Origin of the sequence: Mesorhizobium argentiipisi (SeqCode), from assembly GCF_037179585.1 — a bacterium.
In the GTDB taxonomy this organism is placed as follows: domain Bacteria; phylum Pseudomonadota; class Alphaproteobacteria; order Rhizobiales; family Rhizobiaceae; genus Mesorhizobium; species Mesorhizobium argentiipisi.
This window is the reverse complement of record NZ_JAPYKO010000003.1, coordinates 443,635-466,990: the sequence shown is the minus strand read 5'-3', so window position 1 is coordinate 466,990 and position 23,356 is coordinate 443,635. Positions and strand designations below refer to the sequence as shown.

The following is a 23,356-nucleotide window of genomic DNA, read 5'->3' as shown; positions in this document are numbered from 1 at the left end:
CAGGGGCAAATGCATGGTGCCGCGCTGTGGTCTCGACCGGGCTCGCTTAGATCGGAGCGCAAAAACTCGGATCTTCTGCTGATGGGGCGTTAGTCGCTGCCTCGGCGCGCGTATTCCGTGTCGCATCGAATGCAGTGGGCGCAGGGCAAGGACGGCGACAAGTCTGGACCTTCCATCGTCACCGTCATATTTCCGCGATGAAGTCACCCCTGCCTTGCCGTGAATAGGCTTCTGCACGATCCAACAGCCTGTTGCGGTGTGAATCCAGTCGACCGCCATTGCGGCGGTTCCTCTTCGTCTGCTGGCAAGCCACACCACGGCGTCCTCGGATGGGTTGGTCTGACCGAAGACCGGCTTCGCCTCGATCGTCTTCCCGCAACGCCCGCCGCTGGCTTTTTTCCGCCGCCGGCCCAAGCGGCCGGCTTTGCATCGCGAAACAAAAAAGCCAGCGTCAGCCGCCTTCCACTTCGTTCCAGCCCTGAGGACCACCCCATTGCGTAAGCACAACGGGGACCCCGGTGGGTGCGGAGCCGATCGTCCCCGGTCTCACGACCCCCATCGAGGTCGCGATGGGCGCGGCTCGATCAACAGAAGGAACCACCGCAATGGCTACGATTGGCATCTTCACCAGCACCGGAAAAGGCTTCAAGGGCTCCGTCAAGACCCTCAACCTCAACGTCAAGACCGTGGATTTCGTCCCCGCCGAAGGCGACAACGAGAAGGGCCCGGACTTCCGCATCTTCGCCGGCGCCACCGAGTTCGGCGCGGCATGGAAAAAGACCTCACGGGAGGGCCGCGATTATCACTCGGTCAAGCTCGATGACCCGAGCTTCCCCGCTCCGATCTATGCGAGCCTGGTCGAGACCGAAACACAGGGCGAGTTCTCGCTCATCTGGTCCCGCCGCACCGCCGAGTGAAATCGGCCTAACCAAAAAGAAGCCCCGGCGCGCCGCGCCGGGGCTCACCATGCTCAGTCCGCCAGCGCCGGGACAATAGCCAATTGGCCGCAGCAGGCTAGCCGCTGGCAGCAACTTTGCGCGTTTTCTTGGCAGGCGATTTTGCAGCCGGCGCCGTTACCGTCGCAGGCGCGGCGCGCGGCGTCCGTTTCGGTTTCTCCACCTTGGCTGCTTCTGGTGCCGCCGGCTTGCGTCCGAGCCCGGCTGCCTTCGCCAGCGCCGAGCGGGCGGCAGCGTAGTTCGGCGCCACCATCGGATAGTCGGCAGGCAGGCCCCACTTTTCCCGATATTCCCCAGGAGTCAGATTGTACCGCGTAGCGAGGTGCCGCTTCAGTGATTTGAACTTCTTTCCGTCGTCCAGACAGACGATGTAGTCGGGCGTTACCGACTTTCTGATCGATACGGCCGGCTCCAGTTTAACCGCAGGTTCGGCAACGGGCGTGCCGACGTTTCGCAAAGCAAAATGGATATCGCCGATCAGCTTCGGCAATTCCGCGACAGGCACTGGATTGTTCGACACATAAGCGGAGACGATATCAGCAGCAATCGCCATGAGATCGGTTTTGTCCTGTTGCTCATCGGAAACGGTCATGGAGGTTCCTTCTTTGTCATCAATCACATCCCATGGTATTTGTGCATTTGTACAATAGATCAAGCGAAATATCATTTGTTCGCTCCGAAATCGCCAAATGCGCGAAATTCCGGCCAAACGTCGTTGCGATCTATTGTGATCACTGCGGAACAATCTGCCAACTGCCCTAAGGGAAGCGAGGAGACTTTCCCCTCGCTTCCCCGCCATTGCCGCCTGTGCAGAGCAGGGCCGCCGGCTCGCAAAGCGGCCCACCAATCACCAACCATCGCGATCAATCCCCTCCGCTTCGCTCGACCGTGCAGCCCGGCTCCGCGCGCCGGCAATGGCCCCCATCACTCCCGCGCGCTCACGCGCCCCCGGAAGGCATGCCGCGGGACATGCCTTCGGCATCGACAAAAAACAGGAGTGACCCCTATGAACGTGACCACGACCATCGGCACCGCCGACAACCACCACCACCAGCAAGCTGTTTCCAGCGCCTTTGGCGTCGACATCGCGCGCGGCGAGCGCATCGGGCGCGTTTCGTCGGAATGGTTCTCGCGCCCCGACGATCAGCGCTATCTCTCGCTGACCGAGCTATACCAGGCGGTGCGCATGCGGGCGGATCGTGCCACGGCCCGCACCGTTGAGAGCCGCGCGGTTCGCGTCGAGGCAAGCCGGGACAATGCCGAGCGGCTTTCACTGATCGTTCCTGGTCAGGAGCAGATGATCGCCCCCACCCATTGGAGCTTCGGCCAGCTGTGCAGCCTTGTCGGTGCGCCCGCAACCTACATGCGCCAGCTTCCCGCACCGCTGGCTGGCATCAACCTGCAGCACGGCCTGCTCTCCCATCGCGCCGAGCTTGTCAAAACTTTGGAGGCGGAGAACGGACGGTTCGAGCTTCGTGCCGTCACCGGCCCTGACTATGGCCGCATCTGGGATCATGAATTGGTCGCAGCCGTCATGAAGATCGCCGGCAACGGCACCGGCGACACCATGTGGAAGGTACCGGGTATGCTGGACTGGGCTACCATGACCCACAATCCCTTCGTGGACATCACCAAGGACACCACCACGCTTTACGCCAGCGATCGCGACGTGTTCCTGTTCCTGGTCGACGACACCCATCCGATCGAGGCTGGACGCCTGCCGAACGGAGAGCCGGATTTGTATTTCCGGGGATTTTATTGCTGGAATTCGGAAGTCGGCAGCAAGACGCTTGGCATCGCATCGTTCTATCTTCGCGCTGTCTGCATGAACCGCAACATTTGGGGCGTCGAAGGTTTCGAGGAAATTAGCATCCGGCATTCGAAATTCGCGGCGCAACGGTTTGCCCATGAGGCGGCACCAGCTTTGACCAGCTTCGCCAACTCCTCGCCGGCGCCGTTCATCGCCGGCATCAAGGCGGCGCGCGAGAAGATTGTCGCCCGCAGCGATGATGATCGCGAAAGCTTCCTGCGCAAGCGCGGCTTCTCCAAAGCCGAAACGGGCAAGGTCATCGAGGCGGTTTTGCACGAGGAGGGTAGGCCACCCGAAAGCATTTTTGATTTCGTGCAAGGGATGACCGCGCACGCCCGTACCAAGTCCCATCAGGACAGCCGCCTCGAGCTTGAAGGAAAGGCGAAGGCATTGCTGGAAAAGGCAGCTTGATCGTTCCGACACTGCGCGGCCGGACATCCGGCCGCGCGGATATCCGCACAATTCGCCGCCGATCCGCGACCTGGGTCGTTGCGGCCGGGCCTGGTAGGCGGCCGCCGCTCGCCGGGCTATGCCCGGCTCGCGATGCGACTGCAGTCAGATTGCGATGCGTGGCTGGTCATCAAACACGAGAAATCGTCAGCGACGCTTTGACGTGGCGTTTTGAACGGATACGACCTCACGCAAGACCTCGTGCGGATCGAAGCCGATCGTTTCGGCCAGATCGATAAATTCGACAACGTCGATTCGTCGGCCTCCGGATTCGATGGCCGCGACCACCGATTGGTATCTGTCCAACGCCTTCGCCAGATCAGCCTGACTGAGGCCGGCTTTCCTACGCTTTTCAACGATCAGTTGGACAAGACGCAAATGTCTTGGCGATCGAAGCGTCTTTTGCATTTTGCCGGTCCTTGACGAAGCCGGCAGATCAATTAAATGGAAAATCGGATAACCAGAAAATCTGATAATCTGGTCAGTTCATCGATCAGCCATGAACGCATCGAGGTGAAAGCTGTGTTCCATGCAGGCATCCAAATCAGGATTTGGCCTCACATCGACGAAGGTGTCGGCGCACGAGATTGCCATGCTTAAACCTCTCCTCGATCCTGATGTCGCCGACGTCGCGCCAGACGCCCCCATCCTGACCGGCTACGATGAGGAGCGGCTGCTCACCTACATCCGCCTTCTCGATGCTGCGGCCGAAGACGCAGACTGGCGCGAGGTCGCCAGGATCGTTCTGCATATCGATCCCGCGAAGGAGCCGGAACGGGCATTCCGGGCATGGGAAACGCATCTTGCTCGCGCTCGGTGGATGACCACCAATGGCTATCGCTACCTCCTGGCCGGCGGCGCACCACACTGAAACCGGTCGGCTCGAGGGGGTTTGCTGATTCAGCACAGCGGTTTGCTGGCTCTCCGACTACTCAAAGGAACTGTTGCCTCGGAAGCTGATTGCGAAGCTCGCGGCGGACCGCGGGCGTCCGAGTGAGGCCCGTTGCCATGTCGCACAGCGATTGGACCGATCCGGCCGGATACGAGCACATGCGCGGCTACGAAGCCGACGCATTTGCCGCCGAGTATCTGATCCGGAACGCTGATTTTCTCGCCGAGTTTGAGCGGCTGGCGTCAGGTCCGCTGGCGAAAGGAGAAATCGCCGGCTCGCCCGACTTCGCCGCTCGTTGGGGCGCGCGATTTCGCGATCCCTGGTGACGAGCCCCTCTCATCAAAACACATTGTCTGGACAGAACAGGCCTCGCCCCGGGTTCTTCGCGCAACGCGGTTGAGGACTGGCGCTTCATCGTCGCTGCCGGCCGTTCGACTTAGCCAACTCAGGACGGCTCGCGGGTGGACCGAAGCCGGGCGAGTTCATGCTCTCTGGCCGTCAGCATCGGTGACGCATCACATCGTCTCTGGCGAACCTGACGGCCTGCGCGGCATCAACGCCATCGTCCTGCCGCTCGATGCGAATTTTGAAATACGGCTCGACGCCGCGCGCGGCTTCTGGCGCGCATTGAATGGTCGACAGGCCGACGTCCGCCACGGTTCCCTACCTCTGCAAAGCAAGTTGAGGCACATCCTCAATCTGCGCGCTGTCGATGGAAGGCGCGCGCGGGTTCCCTACCGACAGCTCGCGGAGGAGCTGCTGGCGCGCGAGCCCATCGCACCGCGTGACTGGCGCGATCATCACCTTCGCCACAAGATACGGGCGATCCTGCGACGGGCCGACCGCCTGATCGCCGGCGGCTATCGCGGCCTTATCGTCTATCCTCAAAGCCGCCGCCGCAACACCGGGTTATGAGGCTGGGCTCTCATCAGCAATAGCCTTCGCCAGGAACCCAAGGAAGCAATCCAACGCCTGGCGATGAAGAGGATTGCGCGGCGTCCACGCCAGAAAATCCTCAACTGACATCCACCCTTTGGACACGGGAGTAGAGCCGAAGCGAATGAACTCCACTCGAAGGTGGAGCGCTTCGCGATCGAAAGCGAGTTGCCATTTTCCGGCTTTATCTTCGGCCAGGCAGAAGCTGACGAGTGGCATGACGTGCCCCCTTTGCCGGTAAGAGGCCACAGCAAGATCCGAGGTCGATCATCAGATCTTGGTATTGATCATTGCTCGCCTGCAGCCCCAAAAACGTATCGGCCGGGCTCACCCAGATGAGGTCTGCGGCAACGTGAGCGCGGACGCCGTGCAGCCGGAGGGCGCAAAAACACCCACTCGCATCTTTGCCCTCCCTCGCTTTTTCTCATTTCGGCCATCGTCCGTTTTGCGCGTCCCGGCAGGCCAGGACGACAGCAGAACCGGATGGAGATCGAGCGATGTCGAAGGGTCCCGCGGACGCGCCCCAAAAATATCTTAGGACCAAGGAGGCCGCGCCTATCCTTGGCCTCTGCGCCAGGACACTGGAAAAACACCGGACCTATGGCACAGGTCCCAAATACCGAAAGATCGGTGGCCGCGTGCTGTACGACATCGATGACCTGCGAGCCTGGATCGATCTCGGCGCGCGCACGTCCACCAGCGACACAAACGCCACCGACATTCCGCCGGCCAAGCCACATGCGGCCCGCGCGCCGGCCTATGCCGGCAAGTCGCGCTGAGACGCCGGTCGAGGATCGGACATGCGCTTACCGCCAGCAGATCAGGAGCCGGTTTCCATATTTCATGCGCGCCCTGGCAAGATGGCGCTGCGCGATGCGCAGGACCTGATGGCCTGGCCATTCTTCTCGCTTGCCAAATCGCGCCGCATCAGACCGATCGATTTCCGCATGGGTGAAATTGCCATCCGTGTCGAGGCGACCATCGACCACGGCATGGCGACCATCTGGGATGCCGACATCCTGATCTGGGCCGCCTCGCAGATTGTCGATGCCCGTGACAAAGGGCTTCGAACCTCACGCATGATGGCGGCAACACCGCACGAGATCCTCACCTTTATTGGACGAGGCACGTCCGCCCGGGAATATCTGCTGCTCAAGGCGGCGCTCGACCGTCTCCAGGCGACCACCGTCGCCACCTCGATTCGCCAGCCCACCGAGAGGCGCATGCACCGCTTCTCGTGGATCAATGAATGGAAGGAACGGGCCGACCATCGCGCTCGACCGCTTGGCATCGAGCTTGTCCTGCCCGACTGGTTCTATGCCGGCATCATGGTCGACGCCTTCATGCTCACCATCGACCATGCCTATTTCGACCTGACCGGCGGCATCGAGCGTTGGCTCTATCGTCTCGTGCGAAAACATGGCGGCAAACAGGCGCATGGCTGGTCGTTCGACCTGCGTCATCTCCACGCAAAGTCCGGCAGCCTGTCTGCCTATAAGCGGTTCGCATTCGAGGTTCGCGGCATCGTTCGCCGGCAATCCTTGCCGGGGTATCGACTCGCGCTGGGTGTGACACAGGCCGGCGAACCTCTGCTCACTTTCAAGGCCTGCCACTCCGACCCCTTCGACCGTTTCGGCAAAGCCAAGGCGGAGGAGGACAAGCTGTGAATCAACTCGTCATTTCAGGAACCCGACGGCACGGGATTTCAGGAACCCGATCCTCGTCATTTCGGGAACCCAAATCGCAATCAACCCACGGAGCCGAAAGGCGAATTCGCGCCTCTAACTTATCTAACTTCGAATCCTTCGGATTCTTTCTAACGGAATGCCCGGTTGCGGAAGACTGTGGACGACCTTCGCGATGCCGGCCGCGGTTCGCCCTCAGAGGGATCAAAAATCACGCGGACGCCGGTGAGCGAGCCGCTCCTTCAACCGCGTCGCATGGCGTCGCGACTGCGCACCACCCGCAGGGGAGGGCCGGATGAGCGAATACACACATCTCGAGTTGCTCTGGCTGAAGAAGCGGATCGAGAACTACATCCGCTTCGGCAAAACCGTCGAGAACAGGATTGTCGACAAAAGCCGCCGCGTCGTCGCTTTCGCGCCTGGCAGTATCTTTGCCTTTGTTAGATGGACCGCCAACGATTTCGGCACCATCGCGTCGCGCATCGACATTCTGCGCGCCGTCGGCTCGGGCAAGCGCTGCTCAACGATCGCCTATGTGCGGCCCGGCGCCGACATCCTGCTGACGACCATTGGTTGGCCAAACGTCGAGAAGGTGCTGCAGATCATCGACGCCGTTGAGGCGCTCGGCGTCGATGCCGTCGAGGTTTCGCCGGAATATTGGCGTCACGTCCACAGTCGCCTGGTCGCGCGCGAACGCCCCAGGCCCTACACACGGCAGCGTCATGAAGCGTGGCTGCTGCGCCGCCGGATCGAGCCATGAGCACGCGCAGCATTGTCGTCGCGGCAACGTTCGCCGGCGTGACGCTTGCCATGGCACCGACCTTGAGCGGCCATGCTCCGTGGTTGATCTGGAACGCGTCGGCGAGCGCTCCGGTCGGGCTCTATCGCGTCGAGCCAGCTTATCGGGTTGGTATCGGCGATCTGGCCGTCGTCATGGCGCCCGAAGCGCTGGCCGGCTTTCTGGACCAGCGCGGCTATCTGCCGCGAAGCGTGCCGCTCTTGAAGCATGTCCTGGCGCTCGGCGGACAAGCTGTTTGCCGCCGTGGGGCGGCCATCATTGCGCACGGCAAGATCTACGGCAACGCGCTTGAGCGCGACAGTCGCGGTCGACCGCTGCCTGCCTGGCAAGGCTGCCATCTGCTGGCCGACGGCGAAGTGTTCCTCATGAACTGGGATGTCGCCGATAGTTTCGACGGCCGTTATTTCGGTCCACTCCCGATCACCAGCATGGTTGGTCGCGCCGTCCCGTTCTGGACCACCGACCACACTTTTCCGGCGCCGGATGCATCCGGCGAACCGGCTCGCGGCGAGCCATGACGGCTCGTTTCTCTCCCCACGAAAGGACAACATATGACTCAGATCGGTACCTTCACCCGCAACGATGACGGCTTCTTCGGCAATATCTGCACGCTCACGATAGACGCCAAGCTCGCCATCCTGCCTGTCGAGAGATCGGATGCGGAACATGCACCGGAACACCGAATCTACTGCGACGGCGTCGAGATCGGCGCGGCGTGGGATCGCACCGGTGAGAAGGCTGGCGCCTATCTCTCGGTGCTCATCGACGATCCGGCGTTCACGCAGCCGATCCGCGCCAATCTCTTTCAGGTCCCCATCGAAAAGGACGTCTGGAACCTGCACTGGAGCCGGCCGTCGAAGCGCGAAGAGCGAGCCTGATTCGATGCAGCGATCGCGCATCATCGATCTTGCCAGGGCAAACCCTTTGATCGATCAGGCGCCGGTCAAACCCTTCGACCCGATCGCCTGTCACGCGGGCGTCGCGCGCAGCGAAGGTCAAGGGCGGCCGAACGCTTCTCGATCTACTGAGGCGCTTGCGCCACAGTCTTGCAGGAGAAGCATGGTCGGTCGGCGAAGCCTTGCCCTTGACGGAAGCGAGCACGGCGGCAGTCTCTCGGCGGGTCGGGATTGTGGTCCACGCGTCACTCTTCGCCTATGCATGACGACGCTCACGGCATGCGCGCTGCTCATGTTTGTCTCTGCTTCCGGCGCGGCAGAAGCACCGTCATCCTCCCTGCTAAAATCCTGCGCCGGGAGAGCTGTCGGTACCAGCGGCAAGTTGTCCGCTTACATCTGTGAAGCCGCGAAACGTTATGATCTCCCCGAGCGCTTGATACGCGCAGTGATGCATGTCGAGAGCGCTGCCGATGTGCGTGCTCTCTCGCCCAAAGGGGCTATGGGCTTGATGCAGATCATGCCCACCACCTGGGAAGAACTGCGCGTCAAACATGGTCTCGGAACCGATCCGTTCAATCCGCGAGACAACATCCTGGCTGGCGCCGCCTATCTGCGCGAGATGCTCGATCGTTTCGGTCCGACGGGATTTCTTGCCGCCTACAACGCCGGACCACAACGCTATCAAGAGCATCTTTCAACCGGTCGTCCGCTGCCTCGTGAAACGATCGACTACGTTGCGAAGCTGATACCGTTGACGAAGGGAGCCATTGAGACATCGCCGCGCTCACAAGGGTTGGCAAGCAGGTCGAGCGCAGGTCGTTTGCAGCTTTTAGACCACGGCGTTGCTGCGGCGGATGGTGCCGCCTCGCGGGGTAACGCAAATGTCCACTCCGTGAGCCAGGCCGTGTTCGCGGAGATCCGTTCAGTCCCAATACCGCCACGGACCGACCCGTCGGTAAGCGATCTCACAGCGCTGGAGCCGGGGCCGGATCCTTCGCGCCAAGGTGCCCCTCCCACGCTGAACCCGGCTGCGAACAACCTCTTCATCCCACGAACTATCGGTCCATGGCGATGACCGCCGATTTGTCGCAAATCGCACTTCGGCCTGTTCTGTCGCGGAATTGGCGCTGGGAGAGCAGGTCGCCAGGGAAGTCGGGGAGGGATGGCAAGATAAAAGGCCGCGATGTGCGGCTCGGTCGGTCGGTTGGTTTGATTGGCTTTTCTCGAGCTTTGCGCACATCGCCAGAAATACCCGCACATCGCGCAAATTGATTTTCTGACACGGTTTCAGCATGGTTCGCACATCGCGGGTGAAGTGTCGTGAGAGGTGACGATGATTTCCGCGTGCGGCCCCGCCGTATCCGCTCGCGCCAAAGCCAAAGGACACGGCCCTTCATCGCCCAAGCGCTTGCCGCCGCGCAGAAAGCTGGGGGGAGGATTTCTCGCGCGGGCAGAATCACGAACGGGCGCGGCTCCTATTTTGGGCGCGGCCGGGTGGCGAGCATTCGTGCCAATCGCTTCATCGCAAGCCGCTCTCGTTCCTGCACGGTCAAGGCGCTCGTGGTCCGTCACAAGCGACACAATGGCCCGCTTGCCCGACACCTCAATTATCTGCGGCGCGAAGGGGTCACCCGCGACGGCGAGAAGGCGCGCATGTTTGGACTGCAAACCGACAATGTCGACGTCAAGGATTTCGCCGACCGCTGCGCGGATGATCGGCATCATTTTCGCTTCATCGTCTCGCCCCAAGACGCCCTCGACATGGCCAATCTCAAGACCTTCACTCGCGATCTGATGGTGCAGGCTGAGAAGGACCTTGGCACCAATCTGGATTGGCTAGCCGCCGATCACTGGAACACCGACAATCCGCATATCCATGTCATCCTGCGCGGCAAAGCCTCAGACGGTCAGGATCTCGTCATCTCTCGCGACTACATAAAAAATGGGATGCGCAGTCGTGCCCAAGATCTGATCACTCAAGAGCTTGGCCCAAGGACCGATCGTGAAATTCGTCGCACATTCCATCAACAAATCGAGGCGGAACGCTGGACGGAACTCGACCGCCAGCTTGTTCGTGAGGTCGACAGGTATGGCATCGTCGACTCCGCGCCTATCGGGGGCCGGAAGCCTGATGAGTATCTCGCGATGAAAGTCGGCCGCTTGCGGAAGTTGGAAAGCCTCGGCCTCGCGCACCCGATCGGTGCGGGCCAGTGGACATTGGTCGGCGAAGCCGAAGCCACCCTGCGAGCGCTTGGCGAGCGCAACGACATCATCAAGCGGATGCATCGCACGCTGGCCGAGCATGGGCTCGACAGAGGCGCTGCCGAGCAAGTTTTTGCGGGCGAGGCGAGCGACGCGCCGATCATCGGAAAGCTCATGGAACGAGGCCTTGATGACGAGTTGCGCGCGTCTGCGTATGCAATTGTCGACGGCATCGATGGCCGCACCCATTACATCCGCTTTCAAAATCTGGATGCCACGGGTGACTCTGCACCAGGTTCGATCGTCGAGCTTCGGCGCTACGAAGACGGGAAGGGCCGGAGCCGCGTCGCCCTTGCTGTCCGTTCGGATCTTTCGATCGAAGAACAGGTCACCGCTGACGGCGCGACGTGGCTCGATCGGCAACTGGTGGCGCATGGGACAACCAGATTAGGCGAGGGCGGATTTGCGCAGCAGGTTAAGCAGGCACTGGAGAACCGCACCCAATACCTTGTCGAGCAAGGCTTCGCCCGCCGTGAGGCTGAGCGTGTCATATTCGCGCGCAACCTGATTGCAGCGCTTCGCGGTCGCGAGGTTGATGGACTCGGCGCGCAGCTAGCCGCCGCGACAGGTCTGCTGTTCACGAAGGCTGCTGATGGTGACCAAATTGCTGGGATCTACCGGCGGCGCTTCTCTCTTGCCGCAGGGCGCTTCGCGATGATCGATGATGGGCTCGGCTTCAAGCTTGTGCCTTGGTCACCCGGACTGGAGAATCACTTGGGCAGTCATCTCACTGGCGTCATACGCGCCGGGGGTGGTGTGGATTGGACACTAGGCAGGAAACGAGGGCTCGGTCTATGAGGCTGCTTGGACGGGCACGCGACACGGTTCGGTCGAGTCCCTTTTCGTATGAGAAGTCCCGTTCCTGCGCAGTTGGCGTTGCGTCTGACTTCTCCCGACACGACGACGGCTGCCATATTCCAGTCGATTCCCTGTCGATCACGCTGGGAGGGAATGTAACCACCATGTCACCGTCTTCGTCAGAGAGGTCATGCGCGCGCTTGCAGAGTTGGCCTGGCGGCAACACCCGGCGATCTGGATCTCTCAAACAGACGCCGACCTTGTTCAAACAGATGGCATCCAGCGTTGACACCCTCCGCGCGTTGCTCTTGGCAGCCGCGCTGACGCTCGCCGGCCCGATGCCTGAATCGGCTGCCGGGCGGCATCTCGAAAGGACAAGACCGTGAGCAAGATTGCCATTGTCGCCATGACCATTATCGGCTGCGACTGCGACGTCAACCTATGCGAATATATCGGCGAGACGCCGCCCAAATGGTCGACCATCGCCGAGTGCCAAACCGCCATGAAGAGCCAGATCCTGCAAGAGCACAATTTCGACTACCCGGTCGTCTCCGGCATCTGCCACACTAAAGACTGGTCGCCCGCTTCGAAACTGGCGGCGACCGGCTCCCGCCCAGAACTGAAGCCTGCGAGCCCAACCATTCAGCCCGAAAGAGCGCTGCCGCCGGAACTCAGACATCGGACGAGCGTCCCCATCGGATCGCCGACGACGGCCCTGGAAGCCGCCGCTGCCCGGCCCGTCGCCTATGAACAAGTAGTCGATGGCGGAACCGGCGTTCTTTATCGCACGAAAAACGGATATGCCGTGGTCAAGACCAATCTTGGCCGCGCCGTCTCGGCGATCGCCGAGACCGCAAAACGCTCAGCGAACTGGCTGGCCGGCCTGATACCGACGGGTCTATAGGCCGGCCTCTACATCTTCACTGAACCAGGATCCCTGCTCGACATCAGCACTGTTGTCTTGCCGCTCGATGGCAATTTCGACACCAGGCTCGACGCCGCGCCGGCTGTGCCGGGCGCTGAATGGCCAGCGGCCTTTCCCGCGTACGTCCAGCGCGTTTTTGCATCGAGTTCGGAGATTCCCGACTATTTGGAAAAGTCCCCTCGTACGATGCCGTGCCGCTGCAGCTTGTCGTAAAAGGTCTTGCGCGGAATGCCCAGCGCCTCGACCGTGCGCCTGACATCGCCGCCGTTGCGGCCGAGCGTCTCGCGAATGATGTCGGCCTCATAGCGCTCCAGGCGCTCGGGCAAGGGTATGGCGGTGTTCGGATTGATCGGCCGAAGAGAAGAGCTCCCACCGATCTCCTCCAACCCGAGCACGAAGCGCTCGGCAAAATGAGCGAGTTCGCGAACGTTGCCGGGCCAATCGTGTTCCCGGAGATGGCTCTGGACGGCGACTGGCAAGGCGGGTACCGGGCGATGAAAGCGGGTTGCGGCACGCTCTGCGAAGTAGCCGAACAGAAGAGCAATATCATCGCGGCGCTCGCGCAGCGGTGGAATGGAAACTGTGACCACGTTGAGCCGGTAATAGAGGTCCTCCCGGAAATCGCCCCGCTGGCGTGGGTCGCCGAGATCGATCTTGGCTGCGGCGACGACGCGCAGATCCACTGGCCTCAGGTCATTGGTGCCGAGCGGCATGACCTCGCGCATTTCCAACACGCGCAACATCCGCACCTGTGTCGAGGCCGGCATGCTTTCGATCTCATCGAGGAACAGCGTGCCGCCGCTTGAATGCTCGACGCGGCCGATCCGCTTCTTTTGCGCGCCGGTGAAAGCGCCAGCCTCATGGCCGAACAACTCGCTTTCGATCACCGACTCCGGAAGCGTGCCGCAATTGAGCGCGACAAAATTGCCCTTGGCGCGGCGGCTCCAGCGGTGCAGCAGGCCGGCCACCACCTCCTTGCCGGAGCCGGTCTCGCCGGTCACCAGCACGTCGACGTCGGTGTCTGCAATTTGTCGTAAGGTGCGGCGCAGCCTTTCCATCGCCGGCGTCTGGCCGATGAGCGGCAGGCTGTCCTGGGCCAGTTCGCCCGCCTCGCGCAAGGCCCGGTTCTCCATGGTCAGGCGGCGTTTCTCCGCTGCCCGCTGGACACTCTGTGCCAGTCCGTCAGCGGCGAACGGCTTTGTGATGAAGTCGTAGGCGCCGTCCTTGATCGCCTTGACCGCCATTGCGACGTCCCCATGGCCGGTGATGAGGATGACCGGGATGTCCGGATCGAGCAGTAGGATGCGGTCGAAAAGCTGCAGTCCATCGATATCGGGCATGCGGATGTCGGATACCACCACACCGGCAAAATCGGAATCGATGGCGGCCAGGGCCCTCGACGCCATCGAAAAGGCCGATACCGAAAATCCGGCAAGCTCAAGCGTCTGGGCGGTGGCTTTCAGGAGGTCACGGTCGTCATCGATCAGGATGACCGGTGCTGCGCTCTGTTGCGTCATGCTGGACTACGCTGCCTTCAAGAGATGGATGGTGAAGCATGTGCCGCTGTCGCCGCTCGCCACCTCAATGCGGCCGCCATAGTCGTTGACGATGTCCTTCGAGATCACCAAGCCGAGGCCCAGGCCGGTTTCCTTCGAAGTGTTGAACGGCGTGAATAGCGACTTTAGGATGGCCGGCGGAATGCCGGGCCCGTTGTCTAATACGCTGAGCGCCACGCCATCAGCCGTTTCCTCGACCGAAACCTCCACCTTGGCGTGGTCGCAGCCGTCAAGCGCTTCCAGCGCATTCTGGACGAGATTAATCAGCACCTGTTCGAGCCGGACCCGGTTTCCCATGACCTTGAAGTGAGCTGGCGAGGGCTCGATGACAAGCGCTTCGAGCCGACCGGCGAAACGGCTTCGCAGCAGGACCACTGCACTCTCAATGATGCTGCGCAATTCCACCGGCGCAGCGGCGGTGCGGCCCTTGCGGGCGAAAGCCTTCAATTCCTCGGTGATCGAGCCGATGCGCTCCGTCAGCGCGGCTATGGCGCCCAGGTTCTCCTCTGCCGGAGCGGTCTGGTTGCGCTTCAGAAAGGTGCGGGCATTGTCAGCATAAGCCCGAATGGTGGCGACCGGCTGGTTGATCTCATGCGCCACGCCGGCCGCAACCTGGCCAAGAATGGCCAGTCGATTTGCCTGAGCCAGTTCCTGCTGAACCACCTGGAGTCTGGCTTCAGTGCTGCGGTGACCGACAATCTCGGACTGCAGCCGATCGCGGGCGCGGCTTAGATCCTCGGTCCGCGCGGCGACGCGGCGTTCGAGCTCGGAGCGCGCCGCCTGTTCGGTGGCGGTCCGCATCTGGGCCGATTGCCGGCGCCAAAGCAGATACGCAGCCAAGCTCAACAGCGGAAGCACGAGGCTAAGTGTGAGAAGCCGCATGCCGCGGACAGCGGCAGCGAGCGGCGCTTCCGCAGGCACGAGGTAGTCGAGCCGCCAGGGTGTGGTGGGGACCGGCGTCGAGAGGCGCAGATATTCCGCCTCGCTGCCACCCGGCGTGACGGCATGGACAATCCACACATCCTGGCTCAACGCCTCCGGGCGTGTGATCGGTAAGGGTACAAGCGGCGCATGGCCGACCTGCTGGCTGTGGCGGATCGCGACAAGGTCGGGCCCGGCAAGGTCTCCTGTCGTCATGAAGCGCCACGACGGAATGCTGGTGACCAGCACGATACCATGTTCGTCGCTGACATAGGTCGGCCGATTCGCCTCGCGCCAATTCGCCTCGAGCTGGTCGAATTCCATCTTGACGACGACGACGCCAAGCGGTGCTGTGGCGCTGCCGACGCGTCGGGAAATGTAAAGGCCCGCACGCTTGCTGACATTGCCGAGCGCGAAATATTCGGCTGTTCCGCTCTGCATCGCCCTAGAGAAGTAGGCGCGAAAGCCGTAGTCGCTGCCGACGAAGCTGTTCGGCACGCGCCAATTGCTGGACGCGACCGCCACACCATTGGCGCCGGTGACGTAGAGCACCGACGCCTTGGTGCCGGAGACCAGCCCCTCGAGCTTGCGGTTCAGTGCGTCGATCGCGGCGGCGCCTCGCTGGGAAAGCGCGTCGTGCACCTGCTGGTCCTCCGAGAGCAGCAGCGGCAGCGCGCGTGGGTTTTCAAGAACAGCGCTCAGCAGCGCTACTTTCAGGTTGGCATCTGTGCGTCCTTGCGCCGCCAGCGCCTTGAGCTCAACGCCGCGAGCATAAAGGCCAGCGCCATAGAGCGCCGCCGCTATAATTGCGAACCCGACCGCTGCGAACCCAAACCAGGCTCGGCCCGCACGCCTGCCGACTTGCTCGGGCGTCGAATAGATATCGGCGGGGCGCTGCAGCATCGCCCATTTGTGCATAATTTCGCACAACGGGCAATCCGATTTGTGCGGCCGGCCGCACCTTTTGCCCGCCGGCAAGCATCGGGAATTGAAGATCATGCCGCGAGATCAGAGACTTACCGGTAACAGGCTGCGTCTGGCACGCCAGTTGCGAAGTCCGATTCAGCAGCCGCGAGGCTGTTGAGCTCAAGGTCCCGGGAGGTCGGGCTTCCCGATCGGGGCGCAACGGAGGATATCATGCAGACAGCAATCGCTGCCGCCGAGCCGCGCGGCAAGGTTCCCCTCTATCGGCATCTCTACGTACAGGTCCTGGTGGCGATCGCCGCCGGCATTGTTCTCGGCCATTCCTATCCCGAGACCGGTGCCGCGATGAAGCCGTTCGGCGACGCCTTTATCAAGCTGGTGAAGATGATCATAGCGCCGGTGATCTTCCTGACGGTGGCGACCGGCATTGCCGGCGTTTCCGACCTGCAGAAAGTCGGCCGCGTCGCAGGCAAAGCGATGATCTATTTCCTGGTGTTCTCGACCCTGGCGCTGGTTGTCGGCCTCATCGTCTCCAATGTTGTCCGGCCCGGCGCCGGCATGCATATCAACCCGGCCACGCTCGACGCGTCGAAGGTGATAACCTTTACCGAAAAGGCGCATGACACCAGCATCGTCGGCTTCCTGATGAACATCATCCCCGACACGATCACCGGCGCCTTCGTCCAAGGCGACGTATTGCAGGTGCTGTTCTTTTCGGTGCTGTTCGGCATTGCGATGGGGCTCGTCGGCGACCGCGGCCGTCCGGTCCTCGACTTCCTGCAGGCGCTGACCGCGCCAATCTTCCGCCTTGTCGGCATACTGATGAAGGCCGCGCCGGTCGGCGCCTTCGGTGCCATGGCCTTCACCATCGGCAAATACGGCATCGGCTCGATGGCCAATCTCGCCATGCTGATCGGCACCTTCTACGCGACCTCACTGCTGTTCGTACTGCTGGTGCTTGGCACGGTCGCCCGCTACAACGGCTTCTCGATCCTGGCGCTGATCCGCTACATCAAGGAAGAGTTGCTGCTGGTTCTCGGCACCTCGTCGTCGGAGGCGGCGCTGCCCGGCCTCATGGTCAAGATGGAGCGTGCCGGCTGCCAGCGCTCGGTGGTCGGCCTGGTCATTCCGACCGGCTATTCCTTCAACCTGGACGGCACAAACATCTACATGACGCTGGCGGCCTTGTTCATCGCGCAGGCGACCGACACGCCGCTCACTCTCGGCGACCAGATTCTTTTGCTGCTCGTCGCCATGCTGAGCTCCAAGGGTGCCGCTGGCATCACTGGCGCTGGCTTCATCACCCTGGCGGCGACGCTGTCGGTCGTACCCTCCGTACCGGTTGCCGGCATGGCGCTGATCCTCGGCGTCGACCGCTTCATGTCAGAGTGCAGGGCGCTCACCAATCTCGTCGGCAATGCGGTCGCGACGATTGTCGTAGCGCGCTGGGAAAAGGAACTCGATGTGACGAAGCTCGCCGCGGCCATGGCTGGTCAATTGCCAGACGAGGCAGACCTGTCGCTGCCGCAGGCGCAGGATATCTCTATCACGCCGGATGATCGACCACGGTTCTGGGGCAACGATATGTACGAGGGCAAACCTCATTGAGATCGTTCAGCTCGGGCCGATATGCCGGCCGGACTTGTCGGGTACTCACGCCATTCCAAAGCCGGGCGTCGGAACAACTGCCGTCAGCCCTCGGTTACCTTTGCACCTCATGGTCCGAAGGGGAGGTGTGACGTCGAGGAATGATGCTCAGTGTGCGCAATCAGCGAAGTATGCAATCTCCAGCGTCCGGCGCATGGAGGCAAGCACAATCTCCTCGATGGGAGCTCGGGTGATTATAGAGTCACCCGGCAGAACTCTCCTTAAGCCTGTTGAGGACGAATCGCTTGCCTTCGACCACGCTGTCGTGAAGCGATCTCGCATTGGCCAAATGCGCGGCGATGGCGCTGGCCAGCATGCACCCTGTCCCGCGCATCGTTCCGGTACCACGCGGTGCCTCGAAGCGAATGGATTTCTGGTTGGAGCTCAGCAGAATATCCGTCGATTGCGGCCCCGTCGCGTGGCCGCCTTTGAGCAACAGCGCCTGCGGCCCGAACGCAAGCAATCTTTTCCCTTGCCGCAGGATATCATCGTCATTCCCTGCCAACTCCGAATCGACCAAGGTCGCCAGTTCGACGAGATTTGGTGTGACGAGATGGCAAAGCGGCATCAGGTTACGCTTCATGACGCCGATCGCATTCGCTTCCAGGAGCGCCTTGCCCGAAGAGGAAGCCAGCACTGGGTCGAGCACGGCCGGTATTCGTGGAAATTCGCTGAGCACGGCCGCAACCGCTACAATGACCCTCCCGGTTGAGAGCATGCCGATCTTGATGGCCGACACCCTGTTGGCCCGCAGTGCTGCGCGCATCTGGTCGGCGACCAGACCAGGTTGCAGATGATGGATCGCCATGACGGCATCGTGTGTCTGCACCGTCACCGCTGTAACCGCCAGGCAGGTGCGCACGCCGGCGGCAGAGATCGTCTCGATATCGCGTGCAACGCCCGCACCGCCGCTTGAGTCCGATCCGCCAACGACGAGCACATGCGGCTCTTGCCTTAGCGCCATCGGTTTGTCTTCTCGATCCATTCTTGCGTGCGCACTTCAGGATCGGCATTGACCGCAATGTCCGTGACCACTGCCGCGCAGTCTGCGCCAGCCTCGAAAACACCGTCGAGCCGGTCAGGGTTGAGGCCGCCAATGGCAACCAATGGTATCGGTGCTATCAAGCGCTTCCACGCGCTGACCTGCGCGAGCCCTTGCGGTGCCCATTTCATTTTCTTGAGGCTAGTCGCATAAATAGGGCCCAGCGCCACATAGTCCGGCTCGGCCGCGAGCGCCGTATCCAGTTCGCTGTGATCGTGGGTCGAAAGCCCGAGCTTCAATCCGGCATACTTGATCGCCAACAGGTCTGCCGCTGCCAAATCCTCTTGGCCGAGATGGACGAAGTCGCAGCCTTCCTCGATCGCCAGGCGCCAATAGTCATTGATGATGAGCTGACAACGGTGTTGCGCGCACAAGGCCTTTGCCTTGCGAATTTCCGTCCGCAGCCGGTCCTCGTCCATGTCCTTGATGCGGAGCTGCACCAGCCTGACACCGAGCGGCACCAGCCGTTCGAGCCAGGTGGCGCTGTCGACGATCAGGTAGAAGGGATCGAGCTTCATGAAAACACCGCCCGGCCGAATGTCGGGGTCGATGGCACCGCGACATCGCGCGGTTCGAGCATTCCCGAGCAGAACGCTTCCCGGCCGGCATCGACCGCCTTGCCGAACGCTCGCGCCATGCCGACGGGATCGGCGGCCTTGGCAACCGCCGTGTTCAGGAGCACGGCGTCAAAGCCTAGCTCCATCACGGTTGCCGCGTGCGACGGACGTCCAAGGCCGGCATCGACAATCAACGGAACATCGGGGAAATGACCGCGCATCGAGCGCAGCGCCGTGATGTTGACCGGTCCAAGCGCGGAACCAATTGGGGCGCACCAGGGCATCAAGACCTTGCAGCCAGCCTCCAGCAGCCGCTCGGCGACGACCAGATCGTCGGTGGTGTAGGGGAATACCGAAAAGCCGTCCTCGCACAAGATGCGAGCAGCCTCGACAAGGCCGAACACGTCCGGTTGTAGTGTGTCGTGGTCGCCGATCACTTCGAGCTTGATCCAACTCGTCCCGAACACTTCGCGCGCCATCTTCGCAGTCGTGACCGCTTCCTTGACGGAGTGGCAGCCGGCGGTGTTGGGCAGGATCCTTGTCCCGAGCGATCCAATCAGCGACCAGAATTTCTCGCCGGCCCTGCCGCCTGCCATCTCACGGCGCAAGGAGACGGTCACCACCGACGTGCCCGACGCCCTGACCGCATCGGCAAGGATGGCAGGCGAAGGATATTGAGCCGTGCCGAGAAGCAGCCGCGAGGCAAGCGTCCTGCCGAGAAGCTCGAACATGCTAGCCTCCTTGCATGGGCGAGAGGATCTCGATCCGGTCGCCATCGCTCAACTGGAACTCCGCCCGGTTGGGCTTGTGCACGAGGTCGCTGTTGACGGCCGTCGCCAGCCAGTCGCCTTCATAGTCGAGCGTGGCAAGCAATTCGGCCAGCGTGGCGACGGTAACCTCATGCGCTTTGCCGTTGACGATGAGTTTCATGGGCAAGCTCCTCGGGTTTGTCGTGACTGAAGACAATTTCGGCCGCCAGGCGCGCCATGGCCGGCGCAAGCAGAAAACCATGGCGATAAAGCCCGTTGACCACGACGGTGCCTCCATGGGCCTCGACACGCGGCAGGTTGTCTGGAAAGGCTGGGCGAACACTGGCGCCTGTCTCAATGATGCCAGCTTCGCCGAATGCTGGATGGAGCGCGCAGGCGGCGCTCAGAAGCTCTATCATCGAACGCGCCGTGACCGGTCCAGTGGACTGGCTCTCGATCATCGTCGCGCCAACCATGAAACGATGGCCGGTGCGCGGCACCACGTAGAGCGGAAAGCGCGGATGAAGCAGCCGGACCGGGCGTGACAGCGAGACGTCGGGCGTGTGCAGGATCAGCATTTCGCCCCGAACGCCACGCAACTGATCGTCAAGCGCCGCCATGCCCGTGCAGTCGATCCGGCGATCGAAACCGGAAACCTGCCGGGCATCGACGCCAAAGCGGAATTCGACGCCAATCGCCGCCAGCCTGTCGTGAAGTGCGGCCATCGCCTGGCGCGGATCCAAATGCGCCTCGTCGGGGAAAAGCAGTCCGCGGCGGAACCGACCGGCGAGGTCGGGCTCCAGCAGCGCGATTTCGTCTTCATCGACACGCCGATGACCGCCCGCGCGACTGGCGAACCGCTCGAGTTCGCCTGCGTCGCGCGGTGCCGCAACGACCAGCGTTCCAGCTCGCGTCACCTGTCCGGGCGTTGCCGCCTCCCACCAGTCGGCGGCATCGCGTCCAAGATCCAGCACCGGCTGTTCGGCGCTTTCACGCTCGCACCATGGCGCCAGCATGCCGCCGGCGAACCACGACGCGTTGCCGCCAAGGGATGGCCCTATCTCCACAACTGTCACCGCCGCACCTCGGCTGGCAAGCTCGAAGGCGGCGGTGAGGCCGGCGACGCCGGCCCCTTTGATAAGCACCCTCATGATGGCGCATGCACCTGTGGCATCAGCGGCGCGCCGCTCTCGTCGGTTGGCACGTAGAGATCGCCGCCTTCGCGATATTTCGCCGCCATCGCCGCCATGCCTTCCTTCTGCGCCTCGGCTCGGATGTCATGGGAGATGCGCATCGAGCAGAATTTCGGCCCGCACATCGAGCAGAAATGCGCCACCTTGTGTGCCTCCTTGGGCAAGGTCTGGTCGTGGAAGGAACGCGCGGTTTCGGGATCGAGCGACAGGTTGAACTGGTCTTCCCAGCGGAACTCGAAGCGCGCGCGGGAAAGGGCATCATCCCTGATTTTCGCCGCCGGATGCCCCTTCGCCAAGTCGGCCGCATGCGCGGCTATCTTGTAGGTGATCACGCCAATCTTGACATCGTTGCGATCGGGAAGGCCGAGATGCTCCTTCGGCGTGACGTAGCAGAGCATGGCGGTGCCGAACCAACCGATCATCGCGGCGCCGATGCCTGAGGTGATGTGGTCGTAGCCCGGCGCGATGTCGGTCGTCAGCGGTCCAAGCGTATAGAATGGCGCCTCGCCGCAGACGGCGAGTTGCTTATCCATATTCTGCTTGATCTTGTGCATCGGCACGTGGCCGGGGCCCTCGATCATCACCTGGCAGTCCTTGGCCCAGGCGATCTTCGTCAGTTCGCCGAGCGTTTCCAGCTCCGCGAATTGCGCCGCGTCATTGGCATCGGCGATCGAGCCGGGACGAAGGCCGTCGCCGAGCGAAAAGGACACATCATAGGCGCGGCAGATGTCGCAGATTTCGGCGAAATGCTCGTAAAGGAAGCTCTCCCGGTGATGGTGCAGGCACCATTTGGCCATGATCGACCCGCCACGCGAGACGATACCCGTGACCCGGTCGACCGTCAGCGGGATGTAGTGCAGCCGCACGCCTGCGTGGATGGTGAAATAGTCGACGCCCTGTTCGGCCTGTTCGATCAGCGTGTCGCGATAGACCTCCCAGGTCAGATCCTCGGCAATGCCGTTGACCTTTTCGAGCGCCTGATAGAGAGGCACCGTGCCGATCGGCACCGGCGCATTGCGCACGATCCATTCGCGGATGTTGTGGATGTTGCGGCCCGTAGACAGGTCCATCACCGTGTCGGCGCCCCAGCGGATCGCCCAGACCATCTTTTCGACCTCTTCGGCCATCGATGAAGTGACCGCCGAATTGCCGATATTGGCGTTGATCTTGACCAGGAAATTGCGGCCGATGATCATCGGCTCGCTCTCGGGATGATTGATGTTGGCAGGGATGATTGCACGTCCGCGTGCCACTTCCTCGCGCACGAATTCCGCCGTGACGAAGTCCGGAATCGCGGCACCGAAGGCTTCGCCGTCGCGCTCAAGCTTGCCGCGCAGCATCTCGCGGCCAAGGTTCTCGCGGCCAAGATTCTCGCGGCCAAGATTCTCGCGGATGGCGACGAACTCCATTTCGGGCGTGATGATGCCGGCGCGCGCATAGGCAAGCTGGGTCACCGCCTTGCCTGCCTTGGCCCTGAGCGGCCGGTTGCGAATGGGAAATTCCGGCGTCAGGCGCTCGCCGGTGGCGAACCCATTGTCCTCCGGCTGCACATGGCGGCCGTCATAGGCTTCGACATCGCCGCGCGCCGTGACCCATTCGTGGCGAAGCCGTGCAAGGCCGTTTTCAATGCTGGTTTCGACAGTCGGGTCGGTATAGGGGCCGGACGGATCATAGACGGTGACCGGCGGCTCGCCGGCTGTCGGATGGACGGCGATTTCGCGCATCGGCACCCTGATCTGCGGATGGAGGATGCCGGGCGTGTGGATTTTCCGTGAGGCGGGCAGGGGTCCCGTCGAAACGGCGGGGGTAAGGGCATTCATCTTGAGGCTCCTTTGCTCATCTGCATTGGAGACCCAGTTCTGTGCCGGAAGGATGAAAAGACGCTTCTGTCGACCTGCTCGAAACAGGTCTTCGGGCATAAACTCCCGCAAAGCGCTTGCACCGTCCCTACGCCAGTATGAACTGGATCAGGTTCAACGGGTCACTGCGCCGCGAAAGCCAGCAGTATCTCAGCCCCTTGCCGGGACTCCCCTGGTGAATGGGTCAATTGGACCGAGCCGGTGGCCTTTTGTCAAGCGCATTCGGTCCGGGGCGGTAGGTCGAGTCAGAAGGAAGGCTTGCATAAACAGGACGCGGACCGGCTCGGTCCGCGCTCGATTCTGTCGTAGCGGGGGGCCGATTAAATTCTGGATGCTCATGGTCCATGACAAACCGACCGAAATGCTACATCTGAAACCATGAAGATATTGACTTTCATAAATTGCACGTTGATAGTTGTATCTCGATAACCTCTAGGAACTCGTTAGTTAATGCAAATATTCCTTCGGTATAGCAGATCAATCGACTTCAGTTTAAATG

General features: G+C 61.9%; 25 protein-coding genes and 1 riboswitch. Of the genes, 14 read left to right on the top strand and 11 right to left on the bottom strand.

Going from position 1 to position 23,356, the window contains the following annotated elements; all coding sequences use genetic code 11:
- Positions 1-605 precede the first annotated feature (605 nt).
- A complete protein-coding gene (locus O7A05_RS07620) occupies positions 606-917 on the top strand; it encodes a DUF736 domain-containing protein (RefSeq protein ID WP_337092350.1) in 312 nt (103 codons plus the stop codon).
- A 97-nt stretch (positions 918-1,014) separates the two neighbouring features.
- Here O7A05_RS07620 and O7A05_RS07615 read toward each other — a convergent pair whose 3' ends face one another.
- Entirely contained in the window at positions 1,015-1,548 is a 534-nt protein-coding gene (locus O7A05_RS07615; RefSeq protein ID WP_337092349.1) for a Ros/MucR family transcriptional regulator, read from the bottom strand.
- 414 nt (positions 1,549-1,962) lie between these two features.
- Here O7A05_RS07615 and O7A05_RS07610 point away from each other — a divergent pair, with 414 nt between their 5' ends.
- A complete protein-coding gene (locus O7A05_RS07610; protein WP_337092455.1) occupies positions 1,963-3,177 on the top strand; it encodes a DUF932 domain-containing protein in 1,215 nt (404 codons plus the stop codon).
- A 186-nt stretch (positions 3,178-3,363) separates the two neighbouring features.
- Here O7A05_RS07610 and O7A05_RS07605 read toward each other — a convergent pair whose 3' ends face one another.
- The gene (locus O7A05_RS07605) at positions 3,364-3,624 is read right to left on the bottom strand and encodes a helix-turn-helix domain-containing protein (protein WP_337092348.1); all 261 of its coding nucleotides are present in this window, start codon (positions 3,622-3,624) and stop codon (positions 3,364-3,366) included.
- A gap of 184 nt (positions 3,625-3,808) precedes the next feature.
- Between O7A05_RS07605 and O7A05_RS07600 the strand changes: the two genes are divergently transcribed.
- The 3 genes from O7A05_RS07600 (at position 3,809) to O7A05_RS07590 (ending at position 5,023) form a co-directional block, all read left to right on the top strand.
- The gene (locus O7A05_RS07600) at positions 3,809-4,087 is read left to right on the top strand and encodes a DNA -binding domain-containing protein (protein ID WP_149906625.1); all 279 of its coding nucleotides are present in this window, start codon (positions 3,809-3,811) and stop codon (positions 4,085-4,087) included.
- Positions 4,088-4,224: 137 nt separating this feature from the next.
- Positions 4,225-4,434, top strand: coding sequence for a transcriptional regulator domain-containing protein (locus tag O7A05_RS07595; RefSeq protein ID WP_337092347.1), 210 nt, complete (start codon positions 4,225-4,227; stop codon positions 4,432-4,434).
- 181 nt (positions 4,435-4,615) lie between these two features.
- Positions 4,616-5,023, top strand: coding sequence for a DUF2285 domain-containing protein (locus O7A05_RS07590; protein WP_337092346.1), 408 nt, complete (start codon positions 4,616-4,618; stop codon positions 5,021-5,023).
- On the opposite strand, the gene O7A05_RS07585 is transcribed toward O7A05_RS07590, so the two are convergent.
- A complete protein-coding gene (locus O7A05_RS07585; RefSeq protein WP_337092345.1) occupies positions 5,018-5,263 on the bottom strand; it encodes a hypothetical protein in 246 nt (81 codons plus the stop codon). The genes O7A05_RS07590 and O7A05_RS07585 overlap by 6 nt on opposite strands.
- A 278-nt stretch (positions 5,264-5,541) precedes the next feature.
- Between O7A05_RS07585 and O7A05_RS07580 the strand changes: the two genes are divergently transcribed.
- The 8 genes from O7A05_RS07580 (at position 5,542) to O7A05_RS07545 (ending at position 12,388) form a co-directional block, all read left to right on the top strand.
- Positions 5,542-5,823, top strand: coding sequence for a helix-turn-helix transcriptional regulator (locus O7A05_RS07580; RefSeq protein ID WP_337092344.1), 282 nt, complete (start codon positions 5,542-5,544; stop codon positions 5,821-5,823).
- 21 nt (positions 5,824-5,844) lie between these two features.
- Complete coding sequence (locus tag O7A05_RS07575; protein WP_337092343.1) at positions 5,845-6,711, top strand: replication initiator protein A; 867 nt, start codon at positions 5,845-5,847, stop codon at positions 6,709-6,711.
- A gap of 313 nt (positions 6,712-7,024) precedes the next feature.
- Positions 7,025-7,489 carry a DUF2840 domain-containing protein gene (locus O7A05_RS07570; protein WP_337092342.1) on the top strand — a complete coding sequence of 155 codons (465 nt, stop codon included), beginning with the start codon at positions 7,025-7,027 and terminating at the stop codon, positions 7,487-7,489.
- Positions 7,486-8,046, top strand: a complete 561-nt coding sequence (locus O7A05_RS07565; protein WP_337092341.1) for a S26 family signal peptidase — start codon at positions 7,486-7,488, stop codon at positions 8,044-8,046. Before O7A05_RS07570 ends, O7A05_RS07565 begins: the two co-directional genes overlap by 4 nt.
- 33 nt (positions 8,047-8,079) lie before the next feature.
- On the top strand, positions 8,080-8,406 hold the full coding sequence (locus O7A05_RS07560) for a DUF736 domain-containing protein (protein ID WP_337092340.1): 327 nt from the start codon (positions 8,080-8,082) through the stop codon (positions 8,404-8,406).
- A gap of 4 nt (positions 8,407-8,410) precedes the next feature.
- Positions 8,411-9,499 carry a lytic transglycosylase domain-containing protein gene (locus tag O7A05_RS34370; RefSeq protein WP_415926971.1) on the top strand — a complete coding sequence of 363 codons (1,089 nt, stop codon included), beginning with the start codon at positions 8,411-8,413 and terminating at the stop codon, positions 9,497-9,499.
- Between the two features lie 245 nt (positions 9,500-9,744).
- Positions 9,745-11,484, top strand: coding sequence for a relaxase/mobilization nuclease domain-containing protein (locus O7A05_RS07550; RefSeq protein ID WP_337092339.1), 1,740 nt, complete (start codon positions 9,745-9,747; stop codon positions 11,482-11,484).
- Between the two features lie 382 nt (positions 11,485-11,866).
- Positions 11,867-12,388, top strand: a complete 522-nt coding sequence (locus O7A05_RS07545) for a hypothetical protein (protein ID WP_337092338.1) — start codon at positions 11,867-11,869, stop codon at positions 12,386-12,388.
- A gap of 182 nt (positions 12,389-12,570) precedes the next feature.
- Here O7A05_RS07545 and O7A05_RS07540 read toward each other — a convergent pair whose 3' ends face one another.
- Positions 12,571-13,926, bottom strand: coding sequence for a sigma-54-dependent transcriptional regulator (locus O7A05_RS07540; RefSeq protein ID WP_337092337.1), 1,356 nt, complete (start codon positions 13,924-13,926; stop codon positions 12,571-12,573).
- A gap of 6 nt (positions 13,927-13,932) precedes the next feature.
- The gene (locus tag O7A05_RS07535) at positions 13,933-15,804 is read right to left on the bottom strand and encodes a sensor histidine kinase (protein ID WP_337092454.1); all 1,872 of its coding nucleotides are present in this window, start codon (positions 15,802-15,804) and stop codon (positions 13,933-13,935) included.
- A gap of 219 nt (positions 15,805-16,023) precedes the next feature.
- Here O7A05_RS07535 and O7A05_RS07530 point away from each other — a divergent pair, with 219 nt between their 5' ends.
- On the top strand, positions 16,024-17,418 hold the full coding sequence (locus O7A05_RS07530) for a dicarboxylate/amino acid:cation symporter (RefSeq protein WP_337092336.1): 1,395 nt from the start codon (positions 16,024-16,026) through the stop codon (positions 17,416-17,418).
- Between the two features lie 241 nt (positions 17,419-17,659).
- On the opposite strand, the gene O7A05_RS07525 is transcribed toward O7A05_RS07530, so the two are convergent.
- From O7A05_RS07525 to thiC, 6 genes are read right to left on the bottom strand one after another with little or no spacing between them, the layout of a single operon-like run.
- Positions 17,660-18,421 carry a hydroxymethylpyrimidine/phosphomethylpyrimidine kinase gene (locus O7A05_RS07525; protein WP_337092335.1) on the bottom strand — a complete coding sequence of 254 codons (762 nt, stop codon included), beginning with the start codon at positions 18,419-18,421 and terminating at the stop codon, positions 17,660-17,662.
- On the bottom strand, positions 18,412-19,017 hold the full coding sequence (locus tag O7A05_RS07520; protein ID WP_337092334.1) for a thiamine phosphate synthase: 606 nt from the start codon (positions 19,015-19,017) through the stop codon (positions 18,412-18,414). The genes O7A05_RS07525 and O7A05_RS07520 overlap by 10 nt, the downstream gene beginning before the upstream one ends.
- Entirely contained in the window at positions 19,014-19,787 is a 774-nt protein-coding gene (locus tag O7A05_RS07515; protein ID WP_337092333.1) for a thiazole synthase, read from the bottom strand. Before O7A05_RS07515 ends, O7A05_RS07520 begins: the two co-directional genes overlap by 4 nt.
- A gap of 1 nt (position 19,788) precedes the next feature.
- Complete coding sequence (gene thiS / locus O7A05_RS07510; RefSeq protein ID WP_337092332.1) at positions 19,789-19,986, bottom strand: sulfur carrier protein ThiS; 198 nt, start codon at positions 19,984-19,986, stop codon at positions 19,789-19,791.
- Complete coding sequence (thiO, locus tag O7A05_RS07505) at positions 19,955-20,956, bottom strand: glycine oxidase ThiO (RefSeq protein ID WP_337092331.1); 1,002 nt, start codon at positions 20,954-20,956, stop codon at positions 19,955-19,957. Before thiO ends, thiS begins: the two co-directional genes overlap by 32 nt.
- The gene (gene thiC, locus O7A05_RS07500) at positions 20,953-22,818 is read right to left on the bottom strand and encodes a phosphomethylpyrimidine synthase ThiC (protein WP_337092330.1); all 1,866 of its coding nucleotides are present in this window, start codon (positions 22,816-22,818) and stop codon (positions 20,953-20,955) included. The genes thiO and thiC overlap by 4 nt, the downstream gene beginning before the upstream one ends.
- A 106-nt stretch (positions 22,819-22,924) precedes the next feature.
- Positions 22,925-23,041: riboswitch (TPP riboswitch) on the bottom strand.
- Positions 23,042-23,356 lie beyond the last annotated feature (315 nt).